The organism is Caballeronia arvi (assembly GCF_001544695.2).
In the GTDB taxonomy this organism is placed as follows: Bacteria; Pseudomonadota; Gammaproteobacteria; order Burkholderiales; family Burkholderiaceae; genus Caballeronia; species Caballeronia arvi.
This window is the reverse complement of sequence record NZ_FCOM02000003.1, coordinates 26273-43149: the sequence shown is the minus strand read 5'-3', so window position 1 is coordinate 43149 and position 16877 is coordinate 26273. Positions and strand designations below refer to the sequence as shown.

Here is a 16877-nt window from a genome sequence, read left to right as displayed (position 1 = left end):
TCCTTTGAACGAGAGTGGAACTCGATAGGAGACTAGGCCCGAAGAATTAGACGATCGTTAGCCTATCCGCGCTCACACATTTTCTGGCGTATAGAGTTGTGCGGGCAGCGGATACTGGCTCGCTTGCGCGGCTTCGCCCGGCAGCGCTTGCAACGCGCGCAGCATCGCCTGAATGGCCGTTTCGGCAATGCGTTGAAGCGGCGTATCGATCACGAGATCGATGACGCCTTCGACCAGCGCTTCGTAGCGATCAGGCATCAGATCGCTGCATACGGTGACGATGCGTCGCCCCGCAGCTTCCTCGCGCAATGCGCGAATGACGCCGCCCACGCCGCCGCCGGGAATATAGAGCCCCGCCAGATCCGCATGACGCGCGAGCATGGCGAGTGTCGCTTCATAGGCAAGCTGTTTGTCCTCGAGATTGATTTGCGTGTCGAGCACGCGGAGCCCGGGCGCGTGCTCTCGCAGATACGAGCGAAAGCTGATCTCGCAGCTTTCCTGCCCGAGATAGCGAGGCGTGCCGACGAACACGCCGACCGTGCCCTCGTCGCGATGCGCGAGGCGGCTCACGGCCCATGCTGCCGTGCGCCCGCTCTTGCGCGGGTCCACACCGATATATCCCGCGCGCAACGGCGCGCTCAGATCCGACAGCAATGTGACGGTTGGTTTGCCTTGTATATGCAGCGTTTCGATCGCGGCCGTGACATGAGGATGATCCACCGCGACGACACCGAGCGCGTCGGCTTGCTCGCCCAGCGTGAGCAGCGTGCGCGCGATGGAAGCCGGATCGAGCTCGTCCATGTATTCGATGACGGCGATGCAGCGCTCGGGTTCATGACGCGCGGCCGCGTCCGTGAGAATGCGCGCAAACGCCTGATAGAACGGATCGGCGCGTTTCTGCAAACAGAATCCCAATGTGTGCCGCTCGTGGCGTTCGCCGCGTTGCGCGCGCAGGCGCTCGCGCATCAACGCAGCGCCGTGATAGCCGATACGTTCCGCCGCTTCGATCACGCGCAGCGCGGTGCCTTCGCGCACGCTGATTCGTCCGTTGAACACGCGATCGACGGTCGCGGGACTGACACCCGCAGCCTCAGCCACGGATTGAAGTGTGGGACGCTTGCTCATCTTTGATGTAAATGATGGGTTTTTAAAGCGCGCGTTGATGCTTAAAGATAGCAAATGCAGCGTAATGTTGCGCGGCTAGAGCGGCGCTCCTATCATCGATCCAGCGATAAGCAATGATGTAATTCCAATCATCGGATGAGGTGAAAAGATGGAATCCGGGCAATGCGAAAGCGCGGGCGCGCGGGACCGCCATCGTGAATACGGGTTGATCGGCGGCGCGGGGGAGCGGGCGAAAGCAGCGGGTCTCGTGAATGCGGACTGGTATAAGTGCGCGGTGCCGCGTCCCGTCATGAAGAGCCTGATGCAGCGGAGCGACGCGCGCGCCATCCGCGATACGCTGCTTTGGTACGCAGCGATCATCGCGGCCGGCGTGCTTGCCTGGTTCGCATGGCGAGCGCATTCGCTCTGTGCCATTCCCGCATTTCTTCTCTACGGCACGCTCTATTGCAGCCCCGCGGATTCGCGCTGGCACGAGAGCGGACACGGCACGGCATTCAAGACATCGTGGATGAACAAGGCGCTTTATCAGGTGGCGTCGTTTCAGGTGTTTCGCCGCCCGACGATCTGGCGCTGGAGTCACGCGCGTCATCACACGGATACGCTCGTGGTCGGGCGCGACAGGGAAATCGCCGTGCCGTTGCCCACCGACTGGCTGGGCATCGCGCTGAACGTCTTTGCATTGAAGCATGCGGCGGGCGAGGTGCCGAAGATCATTTCATCGGCGTTCGGGCATATCGGCAAAGAAGAAAAGACCTACGTGCCCGAGTCCGAATGGCCGAAAGTGATTCTGGAAGCGCGTGCGTGGCTTGCGATTTATGCAGCGGTGATCGCTTTATGCCTCGTGTTCCATTCGATCCTGCCGCTGCTCTATATCGGCTTGCCGAGCCTGTACGGCGCGTGGCTCTACTTGTTCTTCGGCCTTACGCAGCACGCGGGCATGCCCGAGAACGTGCTCGATCATCGCAAGAACTGCCGCACCGTGATGATGAATCCCGTGTTCCGCTTTCTCTATCTGAACATGAACTATCACGTCGAGCACCATATGTTTCCGATGGTCCCTTATCACGCGTTGCCGCGCCTTCACGAAACGGTGAAGCACGACATGCCGCCGCCCTATGCGAGCACGATCGCGGCCTATGCGGAGATCATTCCGGCGCTCGTGCGGCAGACGCGAGATCCGTCGTATCACGTCGAGCGGCCCACGCCTGCCGCGACCCAAGCCTGAAAGGAATGCCATGACGCAATGGATCGACGCAGCCGCGTTCAACGACATCGAAGACGAAGACGTGATGCGCTTCGATCACGATGGCCGCACGTTCGCGATCTACCGGATGAACGATGCCGTGTACGCGAGCGACGGCCTGTGCACGCACGAGCACGTTCATCTGAGCGACGGCTTCGTGATGGACTACGTGATCGAATGTCCGAAGCACAACGGACGCTTCGATATCCGCGACGGCCGCCCGCTATGCGCGCCCGTATGCGAAAAGCTGACGACTTATCCCGCGAAAGTGGAGGGCGGGCGCATCTTCATCGAAGTCTGAAGGCGCGGTCGATGCGTTACACACGGAACATGCTGACGGCACGCGCCAGACGCTCGGCCTGATCGCGCAATTCGGCAGTGGAGTGTTCCGCCTCACCGACGAGCGCCGCGTTCTGCTGTGTCGCTTCGCCGATCAGCATGACCGCGCTGTTCACCTGTTCGATGCCGCTCGCCTGCTCGCGTGACGCGACACCGATCTCGCCGACGATCGCATTCACGCGCGACACCCGCTCGACGATGCCGTTCATCGTGCCGCTCGCTTCCTCGGCGATCTTGTAGCCGTGCGAGACTTTCGACGCCGATTCCGCGATCAATGCTTCGATTTCCTTCACGGCGCTCGCGCTGCGCTGCGCGAGCGCGCGCACTTCCGATGCGACCACGGCAAAGCCCTTGCCATGCTCGCCGGCGCGCGCCGCTTCGACGGCCGCGTTCAGCGCGAGAATGTTGGTCTGGAACGCAATGCTTTCGATGGTCGCGGTGATATCGGCGATACGTCGTGCCGATGCATCGATCTCGCCCATCGTTTCGACGACGCGTCCCACCGCTTCGCCTCCCGCGCGTGCCGCATCCGATGCCGACGCGACGAGCGTGCCCGCCTGCGCCGTATTCGCCGCGTTCTGCTGCACCGTGGAGGTGATTTCTTCCATGCTTGCCGCGGTTTCCTCGACACTCGCCGCCTGCGTGGCGATGCGCGTCGCGATATCGCTGCTGCCCGACGCGATGCGCGCGGTGCCTTCGTTCATGTCGGCCGATGCGCTGCGCACCTGCGCGACGATCTCGGCGAGCCCGCGCGCGATGCCGTCGATGGCACGCATCAGGCGGCCGATATCGTCTTCACGCGCGCTGTCGATACGCACGGTGAGATCGCCCGCTGCGATGCGTTCGGACGCACGCGTCACATCGTCGATGGGACGGCCGACGAGCTTCGTGACGGCATACAGCAACACACCGACTAGCAGCGCCACGACGACGAGCCCGAGCATCAGAAAGTGGTTGCGGCTTTCGTGCATGTCGGCGAGCAGCTCGTCGCGATACGCAATGCCGCCGATCATCCATTGCCATTGCGGCACCGCCATATAAACGATCTCCTTCGTGCCGCCATGCACGCGCGCATCCGCGCCCGCGATATCGGCGCCGTCGAACGCGAGCTTGCCTTCGCGCGATTCGAGCATCTGTTTGAAGGGCGCGACGCGTTCATCGGCGAGTTCGCCTTTCGATCCGGGATGCACCAGCAGCTTGCCGCGATTCGCACCATTCGATGCATCGACGACGAAGTGATAACCGCTCGCGCCGATCACGAGCTTCGCGATGCCGTCTTGCAGCGCGGCGAATTCGGACGTGACGTCCACGCCCACGAAAAGCGCGCCGATCACGCGGCCCGAGGCATCCGTAACAGGCCTGTACTCGGTGATGTACTGCTTGCCGAACAACGCCGCGATGCCGATATAAGGCTTGCCCGCCATCATCGGCGCATACGCGGGGCCCTTGCGATCGAGCAGCGTGCCGATCGCGCGTGTGCCGTCCTGCTTCTTGAGCGATGTCGTCACACGCACGAAGTCGTCGCCGGTGCGCGCAAAGATCGTGGCGATGGCGCCGCTTTCTTCGAGGAACGCATCGGGGATCGCGAAGTCGTTGTTCAGCGGCTTGTCGCCGGCGAGGAAGGTCGGCGTCGCCACGCCGCCGACATCGACGGTGCGCGTCTCGTCGAGCGCGAAGGTCGAGGGCAGGCGATGCGCGAAGATCGTCGTGAAGCGCGTGACCTCGGCGCTCACGGACTTGTCGAACAGGCCGATCATCGTCGCGATCGAGCGATTCTCGCTTTCGACGCGCGCGATCGCGTGCGCGTCCACTTGCTCGCCCGCGCTTCCCGTGACGGCGATGGTGAAAAAGGCAACGACGACGGCCGTGAGCGCACAGGCGAGCACGGCGAATTTGGTCCCGACATTCATGCGGGCCAGAGTAATACGAGACATGGGGAGTGACTGAACGACAAGAGTAGTTATATCGACCCTTATCGGCAGAAATTGCGTTGCGCTTTAATTTTTTTGCTTGGCGATGTCAGCGGCGCTGTCTCATCGCCAGCGCGACGCCCGAAAGCGTCAGCCCCATTGCGATCGCTTCGCGCGCGCCGAGCGGCTCGCCGAGCGCGAGCGCCGCCGCGACGATACCCATGATCGGCACGAGCAACATGCCGATGGACGCCACATCGGCGGGCAGGTGGCGCAGCGTCGCGAACCATGCGAGATAGCACACGGCCATCGGCACCAGGCTCATGTAGATGAGCACGGCCCAGCCGTCCAGCCCGAGCGCGGACACGACCGGATGCTCGATGAAAAGGCCAAGCGCGATCATCGGCGCGCAGCCGATGCCGACCTGCCACGCCACGAGCGTGATCGGCGGAATGGGCATGGGCCCGTGCGAAATCACCGTGCCGAGCGCGAACAACATCGCAGCCGAGAGCGCGAACGCGATGCCGGCGATCTTGCCGCCGTCGAAGGAAAGTCCGTGCGCAGAGAGCAGCACGACGACGCCCGCAAGACCCAGCGCGAGCGCGCAAAAGCCCGCGACCGAAGGCTTGCGCTTCGCGATGGGCCACGCGAGCAGCATCGCCCAGATGGGCATGGTGTAGACGAGCAGCGCGCCTTCGCTGACCGAAAGCCATTTCATCGAGAGGGTGGAGAAGCCCATCCACGCGAAGACATTGATCGCCGATGCAAGCAGAAGCCGGCGCACGAGCGTGGCGGGCACGCGGAGGTTCTCCCCAACGAGTTTCGCGATGACGCCGAGCAGCACGGCGGCTGCGATACCCGCGACGCCGCGCGAGAACAGCGGCGGCCATTCGCGCAAGAGGACCTTCATGGCGGGCCAGTTCAGCGCCCAGCCGGTGGCGGTGACGAGCAGATAGATGAACCCCGTGAAGCGAGCAGGCATGGAAGACAGGATTTGCAGTTCGTTGTTGTCGTTCGTCGGGGTTCGATCATACAGGCGCTGCTTTCGGTTCGAAGGGCGACGCCGGCATTTTGCATGCATGAGGCTGCATGCAAAGTGCCAAATGGGGGGCAACGGCGCGGCGCACGGAAACTTTGAGAAAAACGATTAACTTTCTGCGTCTTGAATTGAAGAGCGCGGACCGCGCCTCGACAACGGCCAGACAGCGACGCTTCGGGCCAGATTAGGGCAAATACTAGGATAGCCAGTCGGCAACAAACCCACTATTCTTCGAAAAAACGTTTTCCAAGACAGGCCGGCTTTGTGGCTTCATTGCCCGCACAAAGCCACGTCCACGGCGCTCGTCGCCGTTCCACGCAACAAAGAACGCGGCACGACGAGCGCCGCCGCGTCCGGAGACTTTCATGAACACTGTCGTTGCCGGCGTCGTGCGAACCGCCAGCCGTTACCGCTGGACCGTGTGCGCGCTGCTTTTCTTCGCCACGGTCATCAACTATATGGACCGGCAGATCCTCGGTCTGCTCGCCCCGATGCTGCAGCACGACATCGGCTGGACGCAGGTGCAGTACGGCCGCATCGTGATCGCATTCTCGGCGTTCTATGCAATCGGGCTGCTGTGCTTTGGACGCATCGTCGACTGGCTCGGCACGCGCATCTCCTACGCGCTCGCGATGTTCGTCTGGAGCATCGCCGCGATGCTGCATGCGGCTGTCGGCTCGGTGACGGGCTTCGCGATGGTCCGCGCGCTGCTCGGCATCGGCGAGGGCGGCAACTTCCCGGCCGCCATCAAGACGACCGCAGAATGGTTCCCGCGCCGTGAACGCGCACTCGCGACCGGCATCTTCAACTCCGGCGCGAACATCGGCGCGGTGTTCGCACCGGCGATCATTCCGACGCTCGCCGTGGCCTTCGGCTGGCGCTCGGCGTTCGTGATGGTCGGCGCGATCGGTCTGATTTGGCTCGCGGTGTGGTTCGTGATGTATCGCCAGCCGGACGGCCGCGCGCATGACGACGAAATCGCCGACGAAGGCGACGACACCAATGCCGCCGATGCTGCCAACGCAAAAGCGCGCTCACCGGGCTTCAAGGAGCTCATCAAGAAGCGCGAAACGTGGGCGTTCATCGTCGGCAAGTTCCTGACCGATCCGGTGTGGTGGTTCTACCTGTTCTGGCTGCCGAAGTGGCTCAACGAATCGCGCGGCATGGACATGCAGCACATCGGATTGCCGCTCGTCGTGATCTACGCGATCACCACCATCGGCAGCATCGGCGGCGGCTGGATTTCGTCGGCGCTGCTGCGTGCGGGCTGGACCGTGAATGCGGCGCGCAAGACCGCGATGCTGATCTGCGCCTGCGCCGTGCTGCCGATCGCGTTCGTCTCGCAAGCCGAGAATCTGTGGGTCGCGGTGGCGATCGTCGGTCTCGCGGCAGCGGCGCATCAGGGCTGGTCCGCGAACCTGTTCACGACGGCATCGGATCTGTTCCCGCGACGTGCCATCGGCGCGGTGGTCGGCATCGGCGGCATGGCCGGTTCGATCGGCGGCGTGCTGTTCTCGGAAGTGATCGGCCAGGTGCTGCAACGCACGGGCCACTACTGGGTGCTGTTCGCGATCGGCGCATCGGCGTATCTCATCGCCTTCGCGATCATGCACGTGCTCACGCCGAAGATGACGCCGGCGAAGCTCTCGGCGTAATCGCTAATTTTTATTAATAAAGCAATGCGCCGCGCCGCCAGCATTCGCAACACGCAGGCGGCGCGGCGCGCGTCATGTCACCGCGGCAGTCGATTCACGCACGATGAGCCGCGGCTCGAACATGGAGTTGCCGGGGTCGGGATGACCGGCGAGGGCGTCGATGAGCTTCTGCATCGCCAGTTCGCCCATCTTCTCGCTTTGAATGTCGACGGTCGTGAGACCGGGCGCGGCGTAGGCGCCGTAAGGCACGTTGTCGATGCCGGTCACCGACACGTCCTGCGGCACGCGAATGCCGAGCGTCGCGGCTTCCTTCATGAAGCCGAGCGCGATCAGATCGTTGTAGCAGATCACGGCTTGCGGGCGCTTCGGGCCGAGCATCACGCGCGAGCAGGCTTGTTCGCCGGCGAGCGAAGTGGGCGCATGGGCTTCGTAGATGTCGAGCTCGAGCCCTGCTTCGGCGAGACAGTCGCGCGCGCCGCGAATCCGTTCATCGTTGATGCGCGCATGCTCGAAACCGAGATACGCGATGCGGCGATGCCCGAGATCGAGCAGATGACGCGCGAGCATGTAAGTGGCGAGACGGCTGTTGATGCCGACGCTCGGAATCGGCAGTTCGGCGTTGCGCAGCAGCACGACGGGCTTGTCGAGATCGAGCATCCATTGCGCGTTTTCATCGGCGAGACGCGAACTGACGAGCAGGCCGTCCACGCGCTGCGCAAGCGCTTCGATGAGCGGCCGTTCGCGCGCCTGGTTTTCGTCGATATCGACGAGCAGCAGCGTGTAGTCGTGCCTCAGCGCGATGCGGTTCGCGCCCTTCACGACATGCGTGAAGTGCGGATTGCTGATGTCGAGGATCGTGATGCCGATAGTGCGCGTCTTGCCCGTGATCATCGAGCGCGCGAGCGGGTTCGAGCGATAGCCGAGTGATTCGATGGCTTCCTTGAGCTTGGCCTCGACGGGCGCGGAGAAGCGCTGTGCGCCGTTGATGTACTTCGACACGGTCGCGACGGAGACGCCCGCGGCGGCGGCGACGTCGCGAATGGTCGGGGAAATTTTTTTCATTCGGAGGGTAACGTTTTCGCAGTGTTAACGGATTGTCGCAGAAATTCGGGAAACGATGACATCGCATCTTGCATTTTGCATGCGTCGTATTTGCATGCAAAACGTCGATTGACCGTTCCTCGAGGCGATCGCTATAGTCCCGAAAACGTTTTCTTCCTTTTTGCTTTCAACGCATCACCACGTATTCGACAGGAGTCTCGATGAATCAGCCAAACGCAGCGGACAAACCGTTCAAGCGCCTGCTTCTGACCGGCGCGGCCGGCAATCTCGGCCGCCAGTTGCGCGGCGCGCTCGCGCAATGGGCCGACGTCGTGCGGCTCTCCGACATCGCCCCGCTCGACGATGCGGCGAGTCACGAAGAAGTCAGCGCCGTCGATCTCGCGGATCGCGACAAGGTGATGCAACTGGTCGAAGGCGTCGATGCGATCGTGCATCTCGGCGGCATCTCGATCGACGCACCCTTCGACGATCTGATCGAAGCGAACATCCGCGGCACGTACAACCTCTACGAAGCGGCGCGCCGTTACGGCGTGAAGCGCATCGTGTTCGCGAGCTCGAACCATGCAATCGGCTTTCATCCCGTCACTGAAGTGCTCGACGCGGATTCGCCGATGCGCCCGGACAGCCTCTACGGCGTGACCAAGTGCTTCGGCGAGTCGCTGTCGCGTTATTACTTCGATCGCTTCGGCATCGAGACCGTGTGCCTGCGCATCGGCTCGTCGTTCGAGGAGCCGAAGAATCCGCGCATGCTCGTCACGTATCTGAGCTACCGCGATTTCATCGAACTCGTACGCTGCTCGCTGTTCACGAATCGCGTCGGGCATGCGGTCGTGTATGGCGCGTCGGACAATCCGGTGAAGTGGTGGGACAACGCGAAGGCAGGCTTCATCGGCTTCAATCCGCAAGACAGTTCGACGCAGTTCAACGGCCTCTTCCCAGTCACCGCGCCGAGCGCCGAGCGCGACGATCCCGCGCAGCGCTTCCAGGGCGGCGCGTTCGTGCTCGGCGAACCGATGGAGCGCAAACGATGAGCGCCGCGGTGCGCGTCGAGCGGCTGGACGCGGGCGGGCGCGCAACGGTCGGCGAGTGTCCGGTGTGGCGGGGCGAAGAAAACGCGCTGTACTGGGTCGATATTCCGGCGCGGCGCATCGTCCGGTTCGACGTCGGAAGCGCGCGCCGTACGGAATGGGCGTTCGACGAACAGGTCGCGTGTTTCGCGTTCGATGCAACCGGGCGTGTCGTCGCGGGCATGGAGAGCGGCGTCTTCGCCGTGACGCTTTCGGATGCGAACGAAGCGCGTGCAGTCAAGCTGGCCGCGCCGGAGTTTCCCGCGTCCGGCATGCGCTTCAACGATGGCCGTTGCGACAGGCAAGGGCGTTTCTGGGCCGGAACGATGGTGCAGGACATGTCGCTCGCGAGCACCGCGGGCGCGCTGTATCGCTTCGATGAGAAGGGCAGGCTGTCCGCACCCGTTGTCGAGGGTTTGATCACGCAAAACGGTCTCGCATGGTCGCCCGATGGCAGAACGATGTATCTGTCCGACTCGCACCCGCAACGCCGTCTCGTCTGGGCATTCGACTTCGATCCCGATACGGGCACGCCAGGCGCGCAGCGCGTGTTCGCCGATCTTCACGATTACGCAGGTCGCCCGGATGGCGCGGCCGTCGATGCGGACGGCTGCTACTGGACCTGCGCCAACGATGCGGGCCGGCTGCTGCGCTTCACGCCGCAAGGCAGGCTCGATCGCGAGATTGCGTTACCGGCGAGCAAGCCGTCGATGTGCGCGTTCGGCGGCACCGACCTGAAAACGCTGTTTGTCACGACGATTCGTCCGGCAACGAATGCCACTGAAGACGATGGTTATGTGTTCGCGTTAAACCCTGGCGTGCAAGGCTTACCGGAGCCGAATTACGCCGGAGTGTTACCGGTCGCATAAATTGCAGGAAGCGGGGCGGATTATTCGCTCCGCGCGCAATTTTTTCGCACATTTTGGGACGCGAGGCAGTTGGTGCACCGCGTTGGCGCGCATCGAAATGTGCGACACGTCCCGCTCCGGAACCGATACCAAGGTCAAACACCAATGCTGTAGTTCCTTCTGAAAGAGTAGTCTCCGCAGGTATCTCAAAAACCTGCCGATTCTCTATCCGGAGGAGACATAGATGGACCTTGAAGCTCGCACCATGAAGCGCGTGATGGTTCGCCTCGTGCCGTTCCTGATCTTGTGTTACTTCATCGCGTATCTGGACCGTGTCAACGTCGGCTTTGCGGCGTTGCAAATGAACAAGGCGCTCGGCTTCACCGCGAGCATGTTCGGCTTTGGCGCCGGCATTTTCTTCATCGCCTATTTCTTTTTCGAAGTGCCGTCCAACTTGCTGCTCGAACGATTCGGCGCACGCCGCTGGATCGCGCGCATCATGTTCACGTGGGGCATTCTTGCGGCGGCGATGGCCTACATTCCGCACATCGCGCAGGCGACGGGTCTGTCGAATGCCTATGTGTTCTACGGCTTGCGCATTCTGCTCGGCGTGGCTGAAGCGGGCTTCTTTCCAGGCATCATCTTTTTGCTGACGTTGTGGTTTCCGGCGAAGTATCGCGGACGCGTCGTCGGGTACTTCATGGCGGCGATTCCGCTGTCGACCGTGATCGGCGGCCCCATCTCAGGCGCGCTGCTGCAGATGGACGGCATCAACGGCATGCAGGGCTGGCAATGGCTCTATCTGATCGAGGCGATTCCCGCGCTGCTGCTTGCGTTCGTCGTGTACTTCTATCTGACCGACAGACCCGCTGACGCGCACTGGCTCGCGAAGGAAGAGCGCGACTGGCTCGTCGACCGGCAGGCGCATGAGCGGGCGCATCGCGAGGCCGTGCATGCGTTCAGCGTGAAGGAAGCCATCTTCAATCCGCGTGTGCTGGCCATCGCGTTGATCTACTTCGGCGCGAACGCGACCAACTATGGCCTGAGCTTCTTCCTGCCGCAGATCGTGAAGGCGTTCGGCCTGACCAATGTGCAGACGGGCTTCGTCACGTCGCTGCCGTATGTGGTCGGCGTGATCAGCATGGTGCTGTGGGGACGTCATTCGGATCGCAAGATGGAGCGTCGCTGGCACGTCGCGATTGCGCTGATGGTGGCAGCGGGCGGTATCGCCGCTTCGGCGGGGCTCGATAACCCGGTGATGAAGATGATCGCACTGTCGATCGCGGGCTTCGGCATCTTCGGCTGCCTGCCGGTGATCTGGACGCTGCCGGCATCGTTCCTGTCGGGTGCGGCGGCGGCTGGCGGCATCGCTGCGATCAATTCGCTCGGCAATCTCGCGGGCTTCTTCGGTCCTTATGCGATGGGCTGGATCAAGGACAGCACGGGCGGCTTCGGCGCGGGTCTGTTGTGTCTCGCGGGCGCGGGGATGGTCGGTGTCGCGGCGGTGCTGCTGCTGCATCACGATTCCGCGCTGGAGACGATTTCGCATCCGGATGACGTGGAGGATGGCGAGCCGCAAGTGGCGGCCCGCTGAGCGTTGCATCGGCGCAAGGACCGTGCGGTCCTTGCGCATTCAGTTGGAAGACGCCTGCGCGCGGCGCAACCGCTCCCGGCTGTTGATCAGATGCAGGCGCATCGCCGTGCGCGCCGAATCGGCATCACCGCGTTCGATGGCATCCGCGATCTGCTCGTGCTCGCGATTCACGCGCATCAGATACTCCGCGTATTGATCGCGCGGAATCGGCGTCGCGGTGATGCGCGTGCGTGGAATCATGCGCGTGCCGAGATGCTCCATGATCTCGACGAAATAGCGATTGTTCGTCGCATGCGCGATCTCCATGTGAAAGCGCAGATCCGGCGCGATGGTGTCGGTCGCCTTGCCGACGCTCTGCGCGAAATCGGCGAGGGCGGAGCGCATCGTCGCGAGCCGCGCGGCATCGCAACGCGTGGCCGCGAGGCCCGCACATTCGGTCTCCAGACTGATGCGTAGTTCGAGAATCGCGAGCGCATCGATGGAGCCCGCCACATCGGCGGGATCGAGCGTCAGGAGCGGCGACGCGCCCGCTTCGCAGACGAACGTGCCGATGCCATGCCGCGTCTCCACGAGCCCGGCGGCTTGCAATCGCGATAGCGCCTCGCGCACCACCGTACGGCTCACGCCGAAACGCTGCACCATCTCCGCTTCGGTCGCGAGGCGGCTGCCCGGCTTCATCTCCTTCGAATCGATCTGCGCGCGCAGCGCATCCACCAGTTGCGCAGTGAGGCTGCGTCGCGTGCCAAGTGAGGCGATGGCGGCATCGTTGGAAGGATCGGGCGATAGCGTCACGGCGTTCTCGTTGGAATGGGTTTTACACACATTGACAAATCGGTTGGCAAATGATGATATGCGTCATGCAGTGATATGACAACGTACAAGAAGTTGCGTGCAGGGTTAATCCCTAGCCATGACAAGTTGCATGCCGGAGACAAAATTCGATGGAACAACAACAAAGCGCATCGTCTGCCGATGACACCGCGCAATTCGATCGCTTGCTGCTGACGGGCGCCGCGGGTGGAATCGGGCAGGCGATCCGGCATCGCGTCGCGGAATTCGCGCGGCATGTGCGCATCTCCGATCTGCCCGGCGTCCTTGCGAGCGATGCGGCGCCTCACGAAGAAATCATTCCGTGCGATCTGGCCGACCGACAGGCCGTCGATGCGCTCGCCAAGGATTGCGATGCGATCGTTCATCTCGGCGGCGTATCGGTGGAGCGCCCGTTCGAGGAGATTCTCGAAGCCAACATCAAGGGCGTGTTCAACCTCTATGAAGCGGCGCGTCGTCAGGGCGTGAAGCGCATCGTGTTCGCGAGCTCGAACCACGTAACGGGTTTCTATCGGCAGGACGAACGAATCGACGCCACCGCGCGCAAACGTCCCGATGGCTACTACGGCTTGTCGAAGTCGTTCGGTGAAGACACCGCGCAGCTCTATTTCGACCGCTATGGCATCGAGACCGTGAGCATCCGCATCGGCTCGGTGTTCCCGGAGCCGAAAGACCGCCGCATGATGGCGAGCTGGATGAGCTACGACGATTTTCACGAGCTATTGCGCCGCAGCCTCTTCACGCCGGACGTCGGGCACACGATCGTCTTCGGCATGTCCGCGAACGCGCACACCTGGTGGGACAACCGCTGCGCGGCGCATCTGGGTTTCGTTCCGCGCGACTCGTCCGAGCCATTCCGCGACAAGGTGGAAGGAACGCCGCCGCCCGCGCCCACCGATCCGGTGGCCGTGCTGCAAGGCGGCACGTTCACGACGACTGGTCCGTTCGACCCGGTTTAATGCATGCAACATGCAATATCACGGCATTTGTAGTATGTCGTCATACATCCCGCGCCGGCCGCATTGAATAGAGCGCCCCAACATCACAGGGACTTTTGCCGCCATGTTTTCTCTCGATTTTTCACCGCTGTTGCCGTACTGGCCGACGTTCGTGCTGGGCGCGTGGCTCACGCTCAAGATGACGTGCGTCGCCGTGTTCTTCGGTCTGATCCTCGGCATGCTGGTCGCGTTCGCCAAGCGCGCGAAGGTGCCGGTCCTCACGCGTCTTTGCATCATCTATATCGAGGCGGTGCGCAACACGCCGTTCCTCGTGCAGATCTTTCTGCTGTACTTCGGTCTTGCAAGCATCGGCTTGCGTATGCCGACCTTCGCGGCCGCCGCGCTCGCGATGACGATCAATATCGGCGCTTATGCGGCCGAGATCATTCGCGCCGGTCTGGAATCGGTGCCACGCGGCCAGATCGAAGCGGCCGAGTGCCTGGGGCTTCCGAAGTGGCGCATCGGCTGGCACGTCATGCTCCAGCCGTCGATCGAAAAGGTGTATCCCGCGCTGACGAGCCAGTTCCTGCTGATGATGCAGGCCTCGGCCATCGCCTCGCAGATCTCCGCGGAAGAACTCACGGCGGTCGCCAACACCGTGCAATCCGATACGTTCCGCTCGCTCGAAACGTACATCGTGGTCGCAGCGCTGTATCTCGTGTTGTCGCTGATCATCAAGCTCGTTGCGTGGCAGGTCGGCGAGCATCTCTTCAAGCGGCGCCGCGCGATCCGTCTGGCCGCGAAGCGCGCAGGCAAGGCGTCGCCCGACTCGCAGCGCATCGATACGGTCATTCCCGGAGGTGCGGCATGAGCGGCGGATTCACGGCATCGCACCTCGTCTATCTGGTGCAATCGATCGGCTGGACGCTGGCGCTGTCCGCGCTCGCTTTCGTGCTCGGCGGCATCGGCGGCTTCGTCGTGATGCTCGCGCGCATCTCGCCGCGCGCCTGGCTTGCACGCACGGCGCTCGTGTACATCGAAGCGATTCAGGGCATTCCGCTGCTGATCCTGCTCTTCATCGTGTACTTCGGCTTGTCGGTCTATGGCTATCAGGTGCCGGCGCTCGTCGCGGCCGGCCTCGCGCTGATGGTCTATTCGAGCGCGTATCTCGGCGATATCTGGCGCGGCTGCATCGAAGCGATGCCCAAGCCGCAGTGGGAAGCGTCGGAGTGCCTGTCGCTCACGCGCTGGCAGACGCTGCGTCTCGTAATCATCCCGCAGGCAATGCGGCTCGCGTTGCCGCCGACGGTCGGTTTTCTCGTGCAACTCATCAAGATGACGTCGCTCGCTTCGGTGATCGGTTTCATCGAACTGACGCGTGCGGGCCAGATCATCAACAACTCGATCTTCCAGCCGTTCCTCATCTTCGGACTGGTCGGCGCTTTCTATTTCGTCCTGTGCTATCCGCTTTCGCGCTGGAGCCAATCGATGGAGAACAAGCTCAATGTCAGCAATCGTTAAGGTCGGCGAGATTCACAAGAGCTTCGGCTCCAATCATGTTCTCAAAGGCGTGTCCTTCGAAGTCAACAAGGGCGAGATGATCGCCGTGATCGGCGCTAGCGGCTCGGGCAAGAGCACGGCGTTGCGCTGCATCGATCGGCTCGAAACCATCGACGAAGGCCAGATCGAAGTGTGCGGCATTCGCGTCGACGATCCCAAGGTCGATCTGCATCTGTTGCGCCGCGAAGTGGGCATCGTGTTTCAGAGCTATAACCTCTTTCCGCATCTGACGGTGGAAGAGAACATCATGCTCGCGCTGCGTCACGTGAAAAAGATGTCGCGCGATGAAGCGAAACGCATCGCAATGAACGTGCTGGAGCAGGTCGGTCTTGGCCAGAAAGCCGATGCCTATCCCGAACAATTGTCGGGCGGACAGCAACAGCGCGTGGCGATTGCGCGCTCGCTCGCGATGTCGCCGAAAGTGATGCTGTTCGACGAAGTGACATCCGCGCTCGATCCGCAACTCACGGGTGAAGTGCTGCGTGTGATGGAAGACCTCGCGGCGGACGGCATGACGATGCTGCTCGTCACGCACGAGATGGCCTTCGCGAAGCGCGTTGCGGATCGCATCATCTACATGCATCACGGCAAGGTATGGGAGGTGGGTGACGGCAGCATGCTCGATGCGCCGCGCACGCCTGAGTTACGTGCATTCTTGGATAACGGACTTTGATTTGACTAACGCAACATCGATAACAACGGAGACTTGACTTGAAAGCAAAGACAATCATTGCACGCGCCGCACTCGCAACGTTGATGATGGCAGGCGCAATGCACAGCGCGATGGCCGATCAACTCGACGACATCAAGAAAGCGGGCGTCGTGCGCGTCGCGATCGCGATGGGCACGCCGCTCTTCAGCTACGCCGACGCGAACCTCAAACCCGCGGGCTCCGATGTCGATACGGCCGCTGCGCTCGCGAAGGATCTCGGCGTGAAGCTCGAACTCGTGCAGATCACGAATGCCGCGCGCATTCCGACGCTGCAGGCCAAGCGCGCGGATCTCGTGATCGCCGATCTGTCGATCACGCCCGAGCGCGCGAAAGTAGTCGATTTCTCGGTGCCGTATGCGGTCATCACGATCATCGTCGGCGGCGTGAAGACGATCAAGGTGAAGGACTATGCGGACCTCGATGGCAAGACCATCGGCCTCACACGCGCAACCGTGAACGACACGCTCACGACGCAGCAGGCGAAGGGCGCGCAGATCCAGCGCTATGAGGACGATGCGACGCTCATCACGTCGATGGTCACGGGTCAGATCGATGTCTTCTCGAGCACGCCGTCGAACCTGCAGGAAATGCAGCATCGCGCACCGCAACGCAACATCGAAATGAAGTTCGAGCAAAAGAACTTCGATCTCGGCATCGCGCTCAACAAGGATCAGCCGCGCCTGAAGGAATGGGTGAACAACTGGGTCAGCACGAACCAGAAGAACGGCAATCTGAACACGATCTACAAGAAATATCACGGACGCGATCTGCCGGATAGCGTGCGCAAGGGCGCTTGATTTCATGACGTGGCGCACGCGAAACTCTCTTCGCGTGCGCCGCGCGCATTGCAACGCGAGCATATTGTCGCGTTTGTCATTTAATGCCGCATCTCGAAATTTAGTGCACGAGCGGTGCTTTAGAATGCCCCCGCTGCATCGCCCGCACGTCTTGCGCTGA

Annotated in this window: 16 protein-coding genes; 11 read left to right on the top strand and 5 right to left on the bottom strand. The window is 62.3% G+C overall.

What is annotated here, in order from left to right:
* Positions 1-72 precede the first annotated feature (72 nt).
* The gene (locus AWB74_RS04935; protein ID WP_061145668.1) at positions 73-1125 is read right to left on the bottom strand and encodes a LacI family DNA-binding transcriptional regulator; all 1053 of its coding nucleotides are present in this window, start codon (positions 1123-1125) and stop codon (positions 73-75) included.
* Between the two features lie 148 nt (positions 1126-1273).
* Between AWB74_RS04935 and AWB74_RS04930 the strand changes: the two genes are divergently transcribed.
* A complete protein-coding gene (locus AWB74_RS04930) occupies positions 1274-2350 on the top strand; it encodes a fatty acid desaturase family protein (protein WP_061145667.1) in 1077 nt (358 codons plus the stop codon).
* A gap of 10 nt (positions 2351-2360) precedes the next feature.
* Positions 2361-2669: a non-heme iron oxygenase ferredoxin subunit gene (locus tag AWB74_RS04925; protein WP_061145666.1), complete on the top strand. Its 309-nt coding sequence runs from the start codon at positions 2361-2363 to the stop codon at positions 2667-2669.
* Positions 2670-2685: 16 nt separating this feature from the next.
* Here AWB74_RS04925 and AWB74_RS04920 read toward each other — a convergent pair whose 3' ends face one another.
* Both AWB74_RS04920 and AWB74_RS04915 read right to left on the bottom strand, forming a co-directional pair.
* Positions 2686-4641 carry a methyl-accepting chemotaxis protein gene (locus AWB74_RS04920; protein WP_061145665.1) on the bottom strand — a complete coding sequence of 652 codons (1956 nt, stop codon included), beginning with the start codon at positions 4639-4641 and terminating at the stop codon, positions 2686-2688.
* Positions 4642-4726: 85 nt separating this feature from the next.
* Positions 4727-5599 (bottom strand): DMT family transporter, encoded by an 873-nt coding sequence (locus AWB74_RS04915; protein WP_061145889.1) that lies wholly within the window; start codon positions 5597-5599, stop codon positions 4727-4729.
* Positions 5600-6021: 422 nt separating this feature from the next.
* On the opposite strand from AWB74_RS04915, the gene AWB74_RS04910 reads away from it, so the two are divergent.
* On the top strand, positions 6022-7311 hold the full coding sequence (locus AWB74_RS04910; RefSeq protein ID WP_061145664.1) for an MFS transporter: 1290 nt from the start codon (positions 6022-6024) through the stop codon (positions 7309-7311).
* 72 nt (positions 7312-7383) lie between these two features.
* Here AWB74_RS04910 and AWB74_RS04905 read toward each other — a convergent pair whose 3' ends face one another.
* Positions 7384-8373, bottom strand: a complete 990-nt coding sequence (locus AWB74_RS04905) for a LacI family DNA-binding transcriptional regulator (protein ID WP_061145663.1) — start codon at positions 8371-8373, stop codon at positions 7384-7386.
* Between the two features lie 200 nt (positions 8374-8573).
* On the opposite strand from AWB74_RS04905, the gene AWB74_RS04900 reads away from it, so the two are divergent.
* The 3 genes from AWB74_RS04900 to AWB74_RS04890 all read left to right on the top strand — a co-directional run bounded on the left by AWB74_RS04900 (position 8574) and on the right by AWB74_RS04890 (position 11882).
* Positions 8574-9404, top strand: coding sequence for an NAD-dependent epimerase/dehydratase family protein (locus tag AWB74_RS04900; protein ID WP_061145662.1), 831 nt, complete (start codon positions 8574-8576; stop codon positions 9402-9404).
* Positions 9401-10309 (top strand): SMP-30/gluconolactonase/LRE family protein, encoded by a 909-nt coding sequence (locus AWB74_RS04895; RefSeq protein ID WP_061145661.1) that lies wholly within the window; start codon positions 9401-9403, stop codon positions 10307-10309. Before AWB74_RS04900 ends, AWB74_RS04895 begins: the two co-directional genes overlap by 4 nt.
* A 223-nt stretch (positions 10310-10532) precedes the next feature.
* Positions 10533-11882, top strand: a complete 1350-nt coding sequence (locus AWB74_RS04890; protein WP_061145660.1) for an MFS transporter — start codon at positions 10533-10535, stop codon at positions 11880-11882.
* A gap of 39 nt (positions 11883-11921) precedes the next feature.
* Here AWB74_RS04890 and AWB74_RS04885 read toward each other — a convergent pair whose 3' ends face one another.
* Positions 11922-12674 (bottom strand): FadR/GntR family transcriptional regulator, encoded by a 753-nt coding sequence (locus tag AWB74_RS04885; protein ID WP_061145659.1) that lies wholly within the window; start codon positions 12672-12674, stop codon positions 11922-11924.
* A 149-nt stretch (positions 12675-12823) separates the two neighbouring features.
* Between AWB74_RS04885 and AWB74_RS04880 the strand changes: the two genes are divergently transcribed.
* The 5 genes from AWB74_RS04880 (at position 12824) to AWB74_RS04860 (ending at position 16717) form a co-directional block, all read left to right on the top strand.
* Positions 12824-13669, top strand: a complete 846-nt coding sequence (locus AWB74_RS04880) for an NAD-dependent epimerase/dehydratase family protein (RefSeq protein ID WP_061145658.1) — start codon at positions 12824-12826, stop codon at positions 13667-13669.
* A 103-nt stretch (positions 13670-13772) separates the two neighbouring features.
* Entirely contained in the window at positions 13773-14519 is a 747-nt protein-coding gene (locus tag AWB74_RS04875; protein ID WP_061145657.1) for an amino acid ABC transporter permease, read from the top strand.
* A complete protein-coding gene (locus tag AWB74_RS04870; protein WP_061145656.1) occupies positions 14516-15169 on the top strand; it encodes an amino acid ABC transporter permease in 654 nt (217 codons plus the stop codon). Before AWB74_RS04875 ends, AWB74_RS04870 begins: the two co-directional genes overlap by 4 nt.
* Positions 15153-15881: an amino acid ABC transporter ATP-binding protein gene (locus AWB74_RS04865; protein WP_061145655.1), complete on the top strand. Its 729-nt coding sequence runs from the start codon at positions 15153-15155 to the stop codon at positions 15879-15881. The genes AWB74_RS04870 and AWB74_RS04865 overlap by 17 nt, the downstream gene beginning before the upstream one ends.
* Before the next feature lie 38 nt (positions 15882-15919).
* Positions 15920-16717 carry a transporter substrate-binding domain-containing protein gene (locus tag AWB74_RS04860; protein WP_061145654.1) on the top strand — a complete coding sequence of 266 codons (798 nt, stop codon included), beginning with the start codon at positions 15920-15922 and terminating at the stop codon, positions 16715-16717.
* The last annotated feature ends 160 nt before the right edge of the window (positions 16718-16877 follow it).

What these genes read in the sequence shown, in the direction of transcription:
- AWB74_RS04935 (WP_061145668.1), bottom strand. Translation starts at nt 1,125, where the DNA reads ATGAGCAAGCGTCCCACACTTCAATCCGTGGCTGAGGCTGCGGGTGTC.
- AWB74_RS04930 (WP_061145667.1), top strand. Translation starts at nt 1,274, where the DNA reads ATGGAATCCGGGCAATGCGAAAGCGCGGGCGCGCGGGACCGCCATCGT.
- AWB74_RS04925 (WP_061145666.1), top strand. Translation starts at nt 2,361, where the DNA reads ATGACGCAATGGATCGACGCAGCCGCGTTCAACGACATCGAAGACGAA.
- AWB74_RS04920 (WP_061145665.1), bottom strand. Translation starts at nt 4,641, where the DNA reads ATGTCTCGTATTACTCTGGCCCGCATGAATGTCGGGACCAAATTCGCC.
- AWB74_RS04915 (WP_061145889.1), bottom strand. Translation starts at nt 5,599, where the DNA reads ATGCCTGCTCGCTTCACGGGGTTCATCTATCTGCTCGTCACCGCCACC.
- AWB74_RS04910 (WP_061145664.1), top strand. Translation starts at nt 6,022, where the DNA reads ATGAACACTGTCGTTGCCGGCGTCGTGCGAACCGCCAGCCGTTACCGC.
- AWB74_RS04905 (WP_061145663.1), bottom strand. Translation starts at nt 8,373, where the DNA reads ATGAAAAAAATTTCCCCGACCATTCGCGACGTCGCCGCCGCCGCGGGC.
- AWB74_RS04900 (WP_061145662.1), top strand. Translation starts at nt 8,574, where the DNA reads ATGAATCAGCCAAACGCAGCGGACAAACCGTTCAAGCGCCTGCTTCTG.
- AWB74_RS04895 (WP_061145661.1), top strand. Translation starts at nt 9,401, where the DNA reads ATGAGCGCCGCGGTGCGCGTCGAGCGGCTGGACGCGGGCGGGCGCGCA.
- AWB74_RS04890 (WP_061145660.1), top strand. Translation starts at nt 10,533, where the DNA reads ATGGACCTTGAAGCTCGCACCATGAAGCGCGTGATGGTTCGCCTCGTG.
- AWB74_RS04880 (WP_061145658.1), top strand. Translation starts at nt 12,824, where the DNA reads ATGGAACAACAACAAAGCGCATCGTCTGCCGATGACACCGCGCAATTC.
- AWB74_RS04875 (WP_061145657.1), top strand. Translation starts at nt 13,773, where the DNA reads ATGTTTTCTCTCGATTTTTCACCGCTGTTGCCGTACTGGCCGACGTTC.
- AWB74_RS04870 (WP_061145656.1), top strand. Translation starts at nt 14,516, where the DNA reads ATGAGCGGCGGATTCACGGCATCGCACCTCGTCTATCTGGTGCAATCG.
- AWB74_RS04865 (WP_061145655.1), top strand. Translation starts at nt 15,153, where the DNA reads ATGTCAGCAATCGTTAAGGTCGGCGAGATTCACAAGAGCTTCGGCTCC.